Here is a 15,562-nt window from a genome sequence, read left to right as displayed (position 1 = left end):
GAATAAGTGGAGAAACGGGCAAGGCCGGGCGTCGCATTGCGTGCGAAGTCCGGCCTTGTCACCTGCAGGTCAATGCGAATGCCGTGGATTGCCGCGCTCGGCAATCACCTTCAGATAAAGCGTCGCCGGTTCCAGACAGCCGCCGGTCGAAAGCTGGCCGACCGTCTTGCGGTACAGCTCCTGCCACGGCGTTTGGGCGGCCGGAATCTCGAACTTCACGGTTTCGCGGCGTCGCGCGAGTTCGGCTTCGTCGACCAGTACGTTGACGCTGCGCGAGTTCAGATCGACACGGATGCGGTCATTCGTGCGCAACAGCGCGAGGCCGCCGCCCACCGCCGCTTCCGGCGACATGTTCAGAATCGACGGGCTCGCGGACGTGCCGCTCTGCCGGCCGTCGCCCAGTGTGGGCAGCGACGTGATGCCCTGGCGCACGAGCGCCGCCGGCGGCGCCATGTTGACGACCTCGGCGCTGCCCGGATAGCCAACCGTGCCGGTGCCGCGAATCACGAGAATGCAATGCTCGTCGATTTCGAGGGTCGGGTCGTTGATGCGCGCGTGATAGTCCTCGGGGCCGTCGAACACGATCGCGCGTGCTTCGAAGGTGTTCTCCGCACCCGGCTCGCTCAGATAGGTCTTGCGGAACGCATCGCCGACCACCGACATCTTCATGATCGCGCTGTCGAAGAAGTTGCCCGACAGCACCATGAAGCCCGCGCCGTGCTTCAGCGGATCGTCGGTCGTCCTGATCACCTCGCGATCCGGCGTCGGCGCGGCGGCCGTGATTTCGCCCATCGTGCGGCCCGACACCGTCAGACATTCCTCGTGCACGAGGCCGGCTTTCGCGAGCTCGTGCATCACGGCCGGCACGCCACCCGCGCGATGGAAGCTCTCGCCGAGATACTCGCCCGCGGGCATGCAGTTGACGATCAGCGGCACCTGCTCGCCGACGCGCTGCCAGTCGTCGAGACTCAGCTCGACGCCCATGTGCCGCGCGATCGCGATCAGATGCGGCGGGCAGTTGGTCGACGCGCCGAGCGCCGATGCGACCACGATCGCGTTTTCGAACGCTTCTTTCGTCATGATCTTCGACGGCCGCACGTCCTCGCGCACGAGGTCGACGATGCGCTTGCCGGTCGCGTAGGCCATCTGGCCGCGCTCGCGATATGCGGCCGGAATGCTCGCGCAGCCGGGCAGCGACATGCCGAGCGCTTCGGCGAGGCTATTCATCGACAGCGCGGTGCCCATCGTGTTGCAGTGACCGATCGACGGCGACGATGCGGTGGTCAGCTCCATGAAGCCTTCGTAGTCGATCTCGCCGGCCGCGAGCAGATTGCGCGCATGCCAGATCACGGTGCCCGAGCCGACGCGCTTGCCGTCGTGCCAGCCGTCGAGCATCGGGCCGCCGGACAGCACGATCGCCGGCATGTCGACGGTGGCCGCGGCCATCAGGCACGCGGGCGTGGTCTTGTCGCAGCCGGTGGTCAGCACCACGCCGTCGAGCGGGAAGCCGTGCAGGATTTCGACGAGACCCAGATACGCGAGATTGCGGTCCAGCGCGGCGGTCGGCCGGCGGCTCTGCTCGGCGAGCGGATGCACCGGAAACTCCATCGGAATGCCGCCCGCGTCGCGAATGCCGGCTTTCGTGCGCGCCGCCAGTTCGATGTGATGCCGGTTGCAGGGCGCGAGATCGCTGCCCGTCTGCGCGATGCCGATGATCGGCCGGCCCGACTGCAGCTCTTCGCGCGTCAGACCGTAGTTCATGAATCGCTCGACGTACAGTGCCGTCATATCCGCATGCGAGGGATCGTCGAACCATTCCTGGCTGCGCAGTCGGCGCGGGGTGGATGCTGACATGATGCGTGTCTCTCTGTCTGGGTGAGGGTTGCTGATACGCGCTTATGCGTGCTCTGCGTGTTTCCGTGCGCGCGCCGTCTCGCGGCCAGGCGCGCTGTCTTCATTCGACGTGGCCCGCGTCAGCATCGTGCGCGGCACGAGCAGGATCAGCACGCAGCTGACCAGCAGACACGCACCGAGTGCGTAGGTGCCGTTGTTGATGTCGCCGGTCAGGTTTTTGGCCACGGCGGTGATCATCGAACCAGTAAATCCGGACAGATTGCCGATCGCGTTGATCATCGCGATGCCGGCCGCCGCCGCGGCGCCCGACAGCAACTGCCCCGGGAACGTCCAGTAAATCGGCATCAACGCGAGGATGCCAGCGGTGGCGATCGTCAGAAACGTGATCGCCCACACCACATGATGCGCCAAAGCCGCGCTCATGATCAGACCGACTCCGCCGATCAGCGCCGGAATCGCCGCATGCAGGCGCCGCTCGCCGGTCTTCTTCGAATGCGCGGCGTTCGCGAGCGTCGCGACGATCGCCACGCCGTACGGGATCGCGGTCAACAGGCCGATATGCAGCGGGTCCTGCACGCCGGTCGCCTTGATGATCGACGGCAGCCAGAACGCGAGGCCGTAGAAGCCGGTATTGAACGTGAGCAAGATCGCGACCAGCAGCCAGACGCGCGGATCGCGCACCGCCGAGCCGAAGAGCGCGGTCTTGTGCGCGCTCTCGCGCTGCAGATTCGCCGCGAGCAGGCTCTTTTCCTGCGGCGTGAGCCAGCGGGCGCGGTCGATGCCGTCGTCGAGCGAAAAGTACACGACGAACGCGGTCAGCAGCGACGGCACGCCCTCGATCAGCAGCATCCATTGCCAGCCCTGATAGCCGAGCAGGCCCGCCGTATGTTCCATCAGCCAGCCCGACACGACCCCGCCGAGCATCAGACTGACCGGCATCGCGATCAGAAAGCCGGACATCACGCGGCTTTGGCGCTGCGCGGGAAACCAGAAGTTCAGATACAGAATCACGCCGGGGAAGAAGCCGGCCTCGCAGAGCCCGAGCAGGAAGCGCAGGATGTAGAACATCGTCGCGGTTTCGACGTGCGCGATCTGCGCGAGCGGCGCGACGAACGCGAGCGCCATCGACACGAGCCCCCACGTGAACATGATGCGCGCGATCCAGAAACGCGCGCCGTAGCGATGCAGAAACACGTTGCTGGGCACTTCGAAGATGAAATAGCCCCAGAAAAACACGCTCGCGCCGATCGCGTACATCGTGTCGGACAGGCCGAGATCGTCGAGCATCTGCAGCTTCGCGAAGCCGACGTTCACGCGATCCAGATACGCAACCACATAGCACAGCAAAAGTATCGGCAGCAGCCGGCGCACGACCTTGCGATAGGTCCTTTCCTCGAACTCGTCGACGCGCGCGGTGGACGCGGCGATGGCGGACGGTACAGCGGTCATTCGTTTCTCCATCAGCGTGTTTTTGTCGGCAAATGCCGTTGCCGGCAAAGTTACCGGTAACATTTCTGGCTGTGGATGTTACGCCCGGCTTACCGTCCGGACAACCAAGGGATATCCCTGATCTGTCTGATTAAGGGGAGTTCGACGCGTTCGCGGCTTGCGAATTCAGCGACGCGCCCATTACGCGCTATCGCGCGCAATCACCGTGAAATCGATCTTCACCGCTTTCCTGCGATGCACGCCGCCGGCTTCGCGGTCAGCGAGCGCCGCGAGCAGCGTCTCGCCGGCGCGCAGGCCGATGCCGTACGCATCGACCGATACCGTCGTGATGCTCGGCTGACAGCACCACGACACCTCGAAGTTGCCGAAACCGGCAACCGCGATGTCGCCCGGCACCGACAGCCCGCGCCGATGGCACTCCATGATCGCGCCGAACGCCGACATGTCGCTCACGCACATCACGGCCTCGGTATCGGGCCACGTGTCCAGCAACGCGCTGATCGCCGGCGCGCCGTGGCTCATCGTGATCGGCGAATCGCCAAGCCGGATCACGCGCGGCTCGCCGAGGCCCAGCGCCTTGACTTCGGCGACGTAGCCGCGCATCCGGTCGTGCCCGCGCCGGTCGCGCTCGCTGGCGCCCGCGATAAAGCCGATCCGGCGATAACCGCGCTCGTGCAGATGGCGGACCATCGCGCGCGCCGCCGCCGAGTTCGAAAAGCCGACGACCGTATCGATCGGATCGCTGGGCAAATCCCACATTTCGACGACCGGGATACCGGCGCGCTGCAACAGCATGCGCGTCGCGTCGGTGTGCCGGCCGCCCGTCAAAGCGACGCAGCGAGGCTGGTGGCGCAGCATCGAGCGCACCAGCAGTTCTTCCTGTTCCAGCAGGTAGTCCGTATCGCCGAGCAGCAGTTGCAGACCATGCGGGTTCAGTGCGGCATTCAGGCCGCGCACGGTGTCGGAGAAGTTCGAGCTGGACAGCGACGGCACCAGCACCGCGACGAACTCCGAGCGTCCCGACGACAGCGCGCCCGCCGCCGCATCGGCGACGTAACCGAGTTCGTCGATGACCTTTTGCACGCGTTCGCGGGTCGCTTGCGACACGTTGCGGCCCGCGAGCACGCGCGACACGGTCATCTTCGAGACGCCCGCACGTTCGGCAACATCGGACATGCGGGGCGGGACTGGCGGCCTGGACGTCATGATAGGAATCGGGGCGAATGCGCGGAAGTCATGGAACGCACATGATAGCGGGCCGCTCCTTGCGGAGCGACCAGGCAACGTCAGGGTTGCGTATTGCGGCTTGTCCTGTCGCTGTGTTTTGTCGTCTTAACGCTCGAAGCCCACCGTGCAGCGAGCATGAACCTGTCCCGCCACTGGTGCTCGGAACGAGAACAGCCCGCCCGCCTGCGGCTGATGCTGGCGCTCGACGGCAGTCAGCCCCTTCCATGCGGTCGTCACATAGACGGTTTGCAGATCGTCGCCGCCGAACGCGAGTTTCGTCACGTTCGCGCACGGCAACGGCACCTGATCGACCAGTTCGCCCGCCGGTGAGTAACGCTCGATCCGCCAGCCGCCGAACAGCGCGATCCACACGAAGCCGTCGGCATCGACGGCCATGCCGTCGGGATGGCCGTCGCCCGAGATCGCGGCGAAGATGCGCTTGCCCGACAGCGTGCCGTCCGCGGCGACGTCGAACGCATAGACCACGCGCCGCATCGTGTCGTTGTGATACAGCGTGCGGCCGTCCGGGCTCATCGCCGGGCCGTTCGTGATCACGTAGTCATCGTCCTGCGCGATCGCCGCGCCTCGCTCGTTCACGCGATACAGCGTGCCGCTCGGCGCCTCTTCGGCATCGTCCATAGAGCCGAACCACAAGCGCCCTTGGGCATCGACGAAACCGTCGTTCAGGCGGTTGCCCGGCAGATGCGGTTCGACGTCGGCGAGCTTGCTGAACTCCCCGCTCGCCGGATCGAAGCGATGCAGGCCGCCTGGCAGCCCGCACACGAACGTGCCGTTAGCGAGCGGCGCCAGAAAACCGGGCTGGTCGGGCGCCTGCCACGTCCGCTGCTCGCCGGTCGCGACGGACAGCCGATGAATCCGGCGCCCCTTGATATCGACGAAATACACGGCGTTCTCGGCGGCCTGCCACAGCGGCCCTTCAGCCAGTTCGGCGCCGACCGCCCATACGCACACAGGTACCGGCATGCTCATTCTCCGTACCACCCTGCGTCGACGAAGTAATCACGGCCGGAGCAGCGCGACGCGTCGTCGGACGCGAGGAACAACGCCATGCGCGCGACGTGCTCGGGCTCGATGCGCAGTTGCAGACACTGACTCGCGACGACCTTCGCTTCGCTCTCCGCCGATTGCCACAGCTGCATCTGCCGCGGCGTCTTCACCGCGCCCGGAATGATGCAGTTCACGCGGATGCCCGCGCCGCCCAGATCGCGCGCGAGTCCACGCGTGAGCCCTTCGATGCCCGCCTTGGCCGTCATATAGATCGCGAGGTTCGGCAGCGCGAGATGCCAAGACACCGAGCCCAGATTCAGGATCACGCCGTGCCCCGCGCGACGCATGCCGTTCGCGGCGGCTTGCGCGCAGAAGAACTGGTGGCGCAGATTCACCGCGATACGGTCGTCCCAGTAGCTCGCGGTGAGATCGCCGATTTCGTGCCGGTCGTCGTTGCCGGCGTTGTTGACGAGCACGTCGATCGGACCTGCCGCTTCGACGATGGCCGCAAACGTGCTTTCGATTGCATCGACATTTTTCAGGTCGCAGCGGCGGAACAGCGGTTGATGCTTCGCGTGGCGAAGCGTTTCCTGCAGCGCGAGCGAATCGTGCTCGGCGACGTCGAGGAAGAACACGCGCGCGCCTTGCTGCGCGAAGGCCTCGACGATCGCGGCGCCGATCCCGCTGCCGCCGCCGGTTACGACGATGGTTTTGTCCGCCAGGCTTGGATAGGTTGCGTACGACATCAGATTTTCCACTTGAAACGAGTAGGACCACACACAGGGCGGCACTCGCCGCCCCGACCCGCCGCTTAGGCCACGATCTCGACTTCGCTCAGCATGCGCCAGTTGCGTTCGAGCGTTCTGGTCGCGGAGCCCGCGACCGCGACCGTGCCGCTCAGATGAATGTCGCGGCTCGAACTGCCGACGAGCAGATCGAAATCACCGGGCTCGACGATACGCTCGCCGCGCGCGTCGGTGAAGTTAAGCATATCGACCGGCAGCTTCACGCGCACACGCGCCGAGGCACCGGCCGCGAGCGGCACGCGCGCAAACGCTTTCAGCTCGCGCACCGGCCGCGCGACCGACGCGTGACGGTCACGCACGTAGATCTGCACGATCTCGGTGCCGTCGCGCGCACCGATGTTGTCGAGCGTGAAGCTCAGCTCGATCGTCCCGTCTTCGATCGGCACTTCGCTGTGCGCGAGCGCGAGATCGCCGTAACGGAACTGCGTATAGCCGAGACCGAAGCCGAACGGATAGCGGCAACCGAAATGGTATGCAATCGGCGTTCCAGCGCTTTTCAGACGATGGTTATACACGTACGGCACGGCGCCCGCGCTCTTCGGCACCGACAGCGGCAGGCGGCCGCTGAAGTTGGCGCGGCCCACCAGCAGATCGGCCAGCGCTTCGGCGCCGCGCTCCCCCGGCGCGAACGCCATGATCTGCGCGGCGATGCGATCTTCGAGGCCGCCGAGATTGTACGGGCGGCCGCCCGTCATGACGACGACCGTCGGCGTGCCGCTGTCGACCACCGCCTGCAGCAACGCCTGCTGCACGCCCGGCAGGTCGAGGCTGTCGGTATCGGACCCTTCGCCGACCGTGCCGGACTGGAACAGGCCCGCCAGATCGCCGACGAACACCAGCGCGACGCCCGCTTGCCGCGCGGCCTCGACCGCAGCCGCGATGCCGTCGGTGTCCTTGCTGATCAGCTCGTCGCAATGCGCGTCGCCGGTCAGATCGAGCGACACGTCGCCCGGGAACACCGGCGCGCCCGCGCGGCGTTCCTTGATGATGTCGCAGCCCTGCGCGTGAATCACGCGCTCATTGCCGAGCAACGCGCGCAGCGAACGCAGCGGCGTCGCGATCGAAGCAGTGGACTGCTCGCCGCTGTTGATCAGATGCACCGGGAAGCTATAGCCGGCGAGCAGCGCGAGCGGATCGTCGGCGGTCGGGCCGATCACCGCGATTTTGTCGGCGCCGTTCGCGTCGAGCGGCAGCACGTCGCCCTGATTGCGCAGCAGCACCGCCGATTCGAGCGCGACCTGATACGCGGTATCGCCCGCGGCCGCGCTCTTCACGTCGACACGTTCGGGATCGACGTACGGATTCTCGAACAGGCCGAGCTGGAATTTCACGCGCAGCACGCGCGAGACGGCGGTGTCGATCGTCGCTTCGGTGATCTCGTTGCGCTCCAGCGCCTCCTTCAGATGAACCGCGCACTCGTGGCCCGGCAGCTCGACGTCGAGGCCGGAGTTGAACGCGAGAGCCGCGGCCGAAGCGCTGTCGCGCGCCACCGCATGATGGCTGTAAAGCAGATCCACGCCCGCGTAATCCGCGACGACGAGACCGTCGAAGCCCCACTTCTCACGCAGCGTGTCGTGCAGCAGCGTGCGATCGCCATGGCAAGGCACGCCATCGACGTCGTGATACGCGGGCATCACCGAGCCCGCGTTCGCGAGCTTCACGGCCATTTCGAACGGCAGCATGAACACGTCGTTGAGCTCGCGCGGACCGACATGCACCGGCGCATGATTGCGGCCGCCTTCGCTCGCCGAATGACCGACGAAATGCTTGAGCGTCGCGAGCAAATCGCGCTGTTCGCCTTGCAAGCCTTTCACGTAATGGCACGCGAGCACGCCGACCAGATACGGGTCTTCGCCGAGCGTCTCCTCGGTGCGGCCCCAGCGCGGATCGCGCGACACGTCGAGCACCGGCGCGAGCCCCTGGTGACAGCCGATCGAACGCGCCTGCTCGCCGATGATCGTGCCGACTTCGCCGACCAGTCGCGGATTCCAAGTCGCTGCATAGTTCAACGGGGACGGGAACAGCGTCGCGTCCTTGATCATGAGGCCGACGAGGCACTCCTCGTGCGCCATCACCGGAATGCCAAGGCGCGTGTCTTCGACCATCCTGCGCTGCAGTTCGTTGAGCGCGCGCACGCCCTCCTTCGGTTCGACCGTATGCGTGCCGAGCGGACGCGTGATCTGGCCGAGGCCATATTGCAAGATTTCGTCGACCGTGATCTGGTTGGCACTCTGCGCGAAATCGATGCTACGCGCCTTGTGATTGCCATCGGCTGACAGCACCAGCCACGCGGCATGAAGCTGCGCAATCTTTTCGTCGAGTGTCATGCGCGCGAGCAGATCGGCCACGCGCTCTTCCACGGCTGCGGCGGGACTGCGGTAAAGCGGCATCTCACTTTGGCGAAGCAACATCGAAAACTCCTTTTATTTATCCTGGTGTACGAAGCGCTTGAAGCGCCGACAAATCCGTTGTTCCTGACAAGCGTGCGGCAGGGCGTTGCTTCGGCCCGGAGCCATCCGGTTCCATTTCAGATAACTTTCCGTACTTCGCAGTCCTGCTAATCGACCGAACGCGGCCGCGACTCTAGATTCGCGGTGTTTGATCGGCTGCGGGTCGTTCGGTGCGTCTAGCGACGCGGTTCAGTGGGACCGCGCTTGCCTGCTTCGCGCAGCGAAGCGCGGTCACAAGCGGATCAGTGCAGACGCGGCAGCGCGAAATCCTTGTCGTCGAATACGTGGCACGCGTGCGGTGCGAACGCCAACTCGACGCGTTCGTCGTGGTTCACGCCACCGTCGCCGGGCAGTTTGGCGATCATCGCGTTGCCGTCTCGCACGCCACCGTCCACGTGCACGTAGCTGTGCTCGCCCATCCGCTCGACCAGACGCACGGCGCAGCGAATCGACTGCACGCCCGGCTGCGCCGACGGCAGGGCGAGATGCTCCGGCCGGATGCCGAGCGTGACCTGCGAGCCGACGCGCTGCTTGCGGCCGTCGACCTCGGCGCGCACGCGCTCGCCGGTGGTCAGTTCGACATGAATGCCCTTTTCGTCGACCGCGAGGACCGTGGCCGGCATGAAGTTCATCTTCGGCGAACCGATGAAGCCCGCGACGAAGCGGCTCTTCGGCCGGTGATACAGATCGAGCGGCGCGCCGATCTGCGCGATGCTGCCGTGTTTTTCCATGTCCGCGCCGGCGTGCAGCAGCACGATCTTGTCGGCGAGCGCCATTGCTTCGATCTGGTCGTGCGTGACGTACACCGCGCTCGCGCGGTTGAACTCGCGATGCAAACGGGCGATTTCAGTACGCGTTTGCACGCGCAGCGCGGCGTCGAGATTCGACAGTGGCTCGTCGAACAGGAACACGCCCGGCTCGCGCACGATCGCGCGGCCGATCGCCACGCGCTGGCGCTGGCCGCCGGACAGCGCAGCGGGGCGGCGCTCGAGATAGCTGTCGAGTTGCAGTGCGGCAGCGGCGCTGCGCACTTTCTTGTCGATGATGGCCTTGTCGATTTTCGCCTGACGCAGACCGAACGCCATGTTCTCGTACACGCTCATATGCGGATACAGCGCGTAGTTCTGGAACACCATCGCTACCTGGCGCTTCGCGGGTTCGACGTTGTTCATCAGTTCACCGTCGATGCGCAGTTCGCCGTCGGTGATCGATTCGAGGCCGGCAATCATGCGCAGCAGCGTGGACTTGCCGCAGCCAGACGGCCCGAGGAATACGCAGAATTCATCCTTGCCGACTTCGAGGTTGGCGTCGCGGATCACCGAGTTACCGCTCGTATAGGACTTCTGTACGTTAGTGAGAGAGATGCTTGCCATGTCGTTTTTGCGAAGTTCGGTGTGCGGGCCACTGCGGCCCACACGATTCGAGGTGGTGTGCGATGCGGATCAGCCCTTGAGCGAGCCAGCCATCATCCCCTTGATCACGCGCTCCTGACCGAACGCATAGGCAACGATCAGCGGCAACGAGGTGAGCACGAGGACGGACAGCATCGAAGGAATGTTCGACGCGTATTGCCCCATGAAGTCCCAGATCGCGAGCGGCAGCGTGCGGTGCTCGGCCGTCGACGTGAGCATGTACGCGAAGATGAACTCGTTCCACAGGCCAATGCCGTTGAAGATTGTCACAGTGGCGAGCCCCGGTGCCGAAAGCGGGAAGAAAATCCGCCAGAAGATGCGAAACGGACTGCAGCCGTCGAGCTGCGCCGCTTCTTCGAGCTCGCGCGGAATCTGGCGCATGAACTCGGTCAGGATGAAGATCGACACCGGCAGACTGAGCGCGACATACGGGCCGAGCAGCGCGAACGCGGTGTCGTAGAGGCCGAGGTTGCGCGTGAGCAGATAGATCGGCACGAGCGTCGCATGCAGCGGCACGATCATGCCGGCGACCACCAGTCCGAACAGCGTCTTGTTCAGCGAGAAGCGCATGCGCGCAAACACGTAGGCCGCCATCGCACTGATGATGACGATCAGCAGCACCGACACGCCCACCGTGAACACGCTGTTACGGAAATAAGTGAAGAACGGCCCCTGCAGCACAGCCGCGTAATTGCCCCAGTACAGGTGGCTCGGGGGCGCCCACACGGACGTCGCGAAAGTCTCCTCCTGGCTCTTCAGGCTCGACGCGACCATGCAGAGAAACGGAATCGTCGTGACGGCCAGCCAGATCAGTGCCAGCAGAGGAATCCCGACGCGGGGGAAGCGTAGTTTCTTGTTCATGGTTCAGACCTCGGTTGCATAACGGCGGGTGAAGTACATCGACACCGCCGCCACCGTGATGACGATAAGGAACATCGCCGAGCCGATGGTGCTGCCGTAGCCGAGTTGGAACGAACTAAACACCGTGCGATACATGTAGGTGGCCATCACCTCGGACGAGCCTTCGGGGCCGCCACCGGTCATGACGAAGACGAGATCGAAGTAACGCAGCGAGCCGAGCACGGACAGCAGCACTGCCGTGCGCACCGTGCCTTGCAGGTGCGGCAGCTTGATACGCCAGAAAATGGTCCACTCGGATGCGCCGTCGAGCAGCGCAGCCTCGTTGACTTCCGCCGGCATCGACGAGAGCCCGGCGAGGAACAGAATCATGTAGAAAGGCGCGTTCTGCCAGATGATCACGGCAATCGTCGCGCCCAGCGAAAAATGCGGGTCGCCCAGCCAGTCCTTCGCGAGGCCATCGAGCCCGAATGCCTGCAGCGCGACGTTGACCGGACCGAAATTCGGATCGTAGATTTGCTTGAACAGCACGCCGATCGCGACGCTCGACATCAACAGAGGAAGGAAATACAGAACCTTCAGCAAGCGCGAGCCACGGCCGGCCTTTTCCAGCAGCACGGCGAGCGCGAGCGCGATCGGAAGCTGGATGACGATCGATGCGACAGCAAGAATCACGTTGTTCCGCAGCGATTGCCAGAACACCATGTCGTGCGCGAGCCGCTCCCAGTTCGCGAGCCCGATATAACGGGCAGTGTTGCCGAGGCCGTTCCAGTCGAGCAGCGACAGCCGCAGGCTGGAGACGAGCGGATAGAGCAGGAACACGGCCAGCAGCAGCAGCGACGGTGCAAGAAACACCACCGTGACGAGCGTTTGCGATGAGAATCTCAGCCGGCGTTCGGGAGTAGCGGAAAGTGCGATATTCACGGGCTTGTATGCCGACCGGCACCTTGCGGTGCCGGTCGGACTTTTCTTTAAGACTGGAGAAGATCAACCGCCCTTCTTCAAAGCGGCTTCCATTTGCTGCGCAGCAGCTTCAGGCGTCACCGACAGGCCGAACAGCGCCTGCGTCGTGTCCTTGTGCATTTCACCGAGAGCCGGCGGCAGTGCCTGGTCGTACCAGAGCTGCACGCTCGGAGCCGCGGCAAGCAGCTTCTGCAGACGCTGCGTGAACGGATCGTCGATCTTGACGTTATTGACCGGCGGGAGCTTGTGGTCATCCGATGCGCGAGCCTGCATCGCCTGTTCGTCGGTCAGCGACTGGATCAGCTTGAACGCTGCGTCCGGCGTCTTGCACTCGGCCGAGATGCTCAGGAAGCCATCGCCGACGGTGCCGATCAGGTCACGCGGATCACCCTTGCCACCCGGCACGCTCGGGAACGGGAAGAAGTCGAGATCCTTCGAGAACGTCGGATTTTCGTTGGCGATCGTCGAAGCTTCCCAGGCGCCCATCAGCTCCATGGCAGCCTTGCCTGTGTACAGCAGACGGCGCGAAGCACCCGAGTCGTAATCAAGACCGTTGATGCCCGGTGCGAACGCGCCAGCCTTCACGAGTTCCTGAATGCGCTTGCCGGCTTCGACGAAGGCCGGATCTTCGAAGCCCTTGCCCTTGCCTTCGATCGCATCCTTCACGACTTGCGGACCACCGATACGGTCGACGAGGTACATGTAGTACATCGATCCGGTCCACTTGTTCTTGTTCGCGAGCGAGAACGCTGCGACGTTGTGCGACTTCAGCACCTCGACGACGTGCATCAGTTCATCCCACGTCTTCGGCGGCGAGATGCCGTACTTCTTGAAAACTTCCTTGTTGTAGAAAATCACCGCGGCCGCTGCGTTTTCGGCAGCAACACCGTAGGTCTTGCCGTCGAATGTAGTGACATCCCACGACGATTGCATGAAGCGGTTGCGATACGCCGGGTCCTTGGTCAGGTACGGCGTCAGGTCGGCGATCTGGCCGGACTTCACGTACTCGTGCAGGCCGCCGCCGCCCCAGTTCTCGAACACGCACGGCGGCTGGTTCGCGCCGAAAGCGACCTTCAGCTTCGTCTTGTACGCTTCGTTCAGCACATGCGAATTCTCGACCTTGTAGCCCGGAACCGCCTTTTCGAATCGATCCGACGCGTCGCGAATGATCTTGCTCGACGACGCATTGGTCTGCTGGTCCCATACCGTGATCGTCTTGGAGTCCGCCGCTAGGGCGTTCGAAACAACTGCTGACAACGAAAACAGCAGCGCCGTCGCGCCGACAATGGACCGCGCTTTAAACAACGCCGGGTACGCCATGTGTGTGTCCCCTCTTCTGGATTTTTAAGAAACTGCCGAAACGTTAACGTTAGCCTTAACGTTAGTGAATGTTAGGTCGACGCGGGAAGTAAGGCTATGCGGGATTTTACCTGGTCTCGGCGGGCTGCGACGCAACACCTGTATAAGATTGATTGATTGCGGGAAAGCGGAAATATATCGGGTTCTGCTAGAATAGCGACTACATAAACGGTATCGCTAACGCGATTAGCGAGTCGACCCATCCAATGACCTCTCGCACAGCTCCGACCCGCATGGCAAGACAAACCCCCACGCTTGAGCACGTCGCCAAGCTTGCCGGGGTGTCCCAGATGACCGCATCGCGCGCTCTGAACGGCCGTCCTGGCGTGTCGCGCGAAACCCGTGACGAAGTACTGAGAATCGCGTCGGACATCGGTTACGTCGTCAACCGCACCGCGCAGAAACTGTCGGGTGGCCGCAATGGCATCATCGGCATCATCACGCCGACGCTCGACACGCAATTCTCCAGCGAACTGATTCTCGGCGCGGGCCGCGCGGCGCGTGGCGCGGGCTGCGAGATGCTGGTCTACACGGTGTTCGACGAAGATCGTCATACGCATCACGACCTGCTCGGACTGATCCAGCAATTCTCCGACGGCATCCTCGCGATTCTTCCGCGCGAGTCGCTGTGCCTCGAGGCGCTCGCCACCGCGAAGGTGCCGGTCGTCGTCGTCGATCAGCGCGGCACGCTGACGGGCTTCCCGTCGGTGTCGGTCGACAACTACGGCGGCGCCTGTCTCGCGGTCGAACACCTGGCGGAGCTCGGTCACAAGCGCATCGCGTTTCTGGCGGGCGACGAAACGATCGAAGGTGTGCGCGACCGGCAACGCGGCTATCACGACACGCTGGCTCGTCTCGGCCTGCCGCGTGAAGACTCGCTGGTCGCCGCGGGCGACCTGTCGCAAATGATGGCGTTCGACGTCACGTTCGATCTGCTGAACCTCGCCGAGCCCCCCACCGCGATCTTCACGGCCAACGACCAGAGCGCGTTCGGCGTAATCGCCGCAATTCGCGAAGCCGGCCTGCGCGTGCCGGACGACATCTCGGTGATCGGCTTCGACGACATCCCGATGTCCGAGCAGTTTCACCCGGCGCTCACCACGATCCGTCAACCGTTCCAGCAAATGGCGCGCTCGGCGGTCAACACGCTGCTCGCGCAAATCGCCGGGATCGACGCCGCTTCGCAGCGCATCACGCTGCCGGCGGAACTGGTGGTGCGCGATTCCACCGGCCCTGTCCGCACCAAGCAGCGCCGCGGCCGTCACCAGATCGTTTCGACGTAAGTCGACGCGCGCACCTTCGCATCCGAAGTCACGAGCGCGCCGCCATGCGTGCGCGCGGTCGCGACGATCAGGCGTTGATGCAAGCTGAGCGAAGGCGGCAGCGTGGCCGCGCGAAACGCGATCTCGGTGTCGACCGGAATCATCCGCACGCCGTCTAGCGACAGAAACGTCGACATCCAGCTGCGCGCGTCCATCGACAGCCCGAGACTGCCGACCTTCACGAACTCCGCGATTTCGAACGCGCTGATCGCCGAGATCAGGATCTCGCCGCCGGCGAGCTCCCGATCGATCGCATCGTGCGCGGCCTGGCTCAGCGCTTTCTGCCTGCCGAGCCAGCACACGAGCGCAAGCGTGTCGAGCGTGATCATTACTCTTCCTGGTCGGCGGTGACCGGTTGCAACGCATGCTTCAGATTGAAATGCGTAATCGACGCGCGCAGCAGCTCGAGCGGATTTTCCTGTTTGCTGCGATACGGCCGAATTTCGATGGTGGGTTGCCCGCGGTCGGTGACGACCACGGTTTCGCCCAATGCCTCGACCTGACGGAACAGCTCGCAGGCCCGGGACTTGAAGATGGCTTTAGATACTCGCTTTTCCATGACGCTCTCCACCCAGCAAAATTCCAACGGTTATTTTTTGTGTCGGGCCGACGCGCGCGCATGCGAACGCCCGCGATGCGCGGCCCGACATTCTTTATCAACCTTGCTCTCAGGCACTTCTTCCCAACCTACTCCCAGGAGCTCCCTCGAACTCCCGTCCAACTCGCGGCGACGATTGCCGTAACCGCGCAACCCGGCTCGGATTTCAAGGTCTGCTCCGTGTTTTAGCTGTTTTAGCTCTTCGAATAGATGTAAACAGCCGGAACGTTACCCTTAACGTTAGCGGATGTTAATG

13 protein-coding genes are annotated in these 15,562 nt (G+C 64.0%); 1 reads left to right on the top strand and 12 read right to left on the bottom strand.

The genetic code is table 11. The features are described 5' to 3' along the window. Positions 1–69 precede the first annotated feature (69 nt). From AB3X96_RS26880 to AB3X96_RS26835, 10 genes are all read right to left on the bottom strand, one after another. Entirely contained in the window at positions 70–1,854 is a 1,785-nt protein-coding gene (locus AB3X96_RS26880; protein ID WP_368592108.1) for an IlvD/Edd family dehydratase, read from the bottom strand. A 42-nt stretch (positions 1,855–1,896) separates the two neighbouring features. Beyond that, the gene (locus tag AB3X96_RS26875) at positions 1,897–3,303 is read right to left on the bottom strand and encodes an MFS transporter (protein ID WP_368592107.1); all 1,407 of its coding nucleotides are present in this window, start codon (positions 3,301–3,303) and stop codon (positions 1,897–1,899) included. Positions 3,304–3,483: 180 nt separating this feature from the next. Next, positions 3,484–4,479 (bottom strand): LacI family DNA-binding transcriptional regulator, encoded by a 996-nt coding sequence (locus AB3X96_RS26870; RefSeq protein ID WP_368592106.1) that lies wholly within the window; start codon positions 4,477–4,479, stop codon positions 3,484–3,486. A gap of 156 nt (positions 4,480–4,635) precedes the next feature. After that, entirely contained in the window at positions 4,636–5,520 is an 885-nt protein-coding gene (locus tag AB3X96_RS26865) for an SMP-30/gluconolactonase/LRE family protein (protein WP_368592105.1), read from the bottom strand. Next, complete coding sequence (locus tag AB3X96_RS26860; RefSeq protein ID WP_368592104.1) at positions 5,517–6,284, bottom strand: SDR family NAD(P)-dependent oxidoreductase; 768 nt, start codon at positions 6,282–6,284, stop codon at positions 5,517–5,519. The genes AB3X96_RS26865 and AB3X96_RS26860 overlap by 4 nt, the downstream gene beginning before the upstream one ends. Before the next feature lie 65 nt (positions 6,285–6,349). Next, entirely contained in the window at positions 6,350–8,755 is a 2,406-nt protein-coding gene (locus tag AB3X96_RS26855) for a glycoside hydrolase family 3 N-terminal domain-containing protein (protein ID WP_368592103.1), read from the bottom strand. 281 nt (positions 8,756–9,036) lie between these two features. Further along, positions 9,037–10,167, bottom strand: a complete 1,131-nt coding sequence (locus tag AB3X96_RS26850) for an ABC transporter ATP-binding protein (protein WP_368592102.1) — start codon at positions 10,165–10,167, stop codon at positions 9,037–9,039. Between the two features lie 69 nt (positions 10,168–10,236). Further along, positions 10,237–11,067, bottom strand: coding sequence for a carbohydrate ABC transporter permease (locus tag AB3X96_RS26845; RefSeq protein ID WP_368592101.1), 831 nt, complete (start codon positions 11,065–11,067; stop codon positions 10,237–10,239). 3 nt (positions 11,068–11,070) lie between these two features. Continuing rightward, positions 11,071–11,988: a sugar ABC transporter permease gene (locus AB3X96_RS26840; protein WP_312883693.1), complete on the bottom strand. Its 918-nt coding sequence runs from the start codon at positions 11,986–11,988 to the stop codon at positions 11,071–11,073. A gap of 63 nt (positions 11,989–12,051) precedes the next feature. Beyond that, a complete protein-coding gene (locus tag AB3X96_RS26835) occupies positions 12,052–13,284 on the bottom strand; it encodes an extracellular solute-binding protein (protein WP_368592100.1) in 1,233 nt (410 codons plus the stop codon). A gap of 308 nt (positions 13,285–13,592) precedes the next feature. Between AB3X96_RS26835 and AB3X96_RS26830 the strand changes: the two genes are divergently transcribed. Beyond that, a complete protein-coding gene (locus tag AB3X96_RS26830) occupies positions 13,593–14,669 on the top strand; it encodes a LacI family DNA-binding transcriptional regulator (protein ID WP_309234952.1) in 1,077 nt (358 codons plus the stop codon). Here AB3X96_RS26830 and AB3X96_RS26825 read toward each other — a convergent pair. Together AB3X96_RS26825 and AB3X96_RS26820 are read right to left on the bottom strand one after the other, a co-directional pair. Continuing rightward, entirely contained in the window at positions 14,648–15,037 is a 390-nt protein-coding gene (locus tag AB3X96_RS26825; protein ID WP_018433686.1) for a type II toxin-antitoxin system VapC family toxin, read from the bottom strand. The two genes, AB3X96_RS26830 and AB3X96_RS26825, sit on opposite strands and share 22 nt — an antisense overlap. Then, complete coding sequence (locus tag AB3X96_RS26820; protein WP_013093946.1) at positions 15,037–15,267, bottom strand: type II toxin-antitoxin system Phd/YefM family antitoxin; 231 nt, start codon at positions 15,265–15,267, stop codon at positions 15,037–15,039. Before AB3X96_RS26820 ends, AB3X96_RS26825 begins: the two co-directional genes overlap by 1 nt. Positions 15,268–15,562 lie beyond the last annotated feature (295 nt).

It is taken from the genome of Paraburkholderia sp. BR13439 (assembly GCF_040948805.1).
GTDB classification, from domain to species: domain Bacteria; phylum Pseudomonadota; class Gammaproteobacteria; order Burkholderiales; family Burkholderiaceae; genus Paraburkholderia; species Paraburkholderia youngii.
The sequence above is the reverse complement of the archived record's forward strand: the minus strand, read 5'-3'. Positions and strand labels throughout refer to the sequence as shown.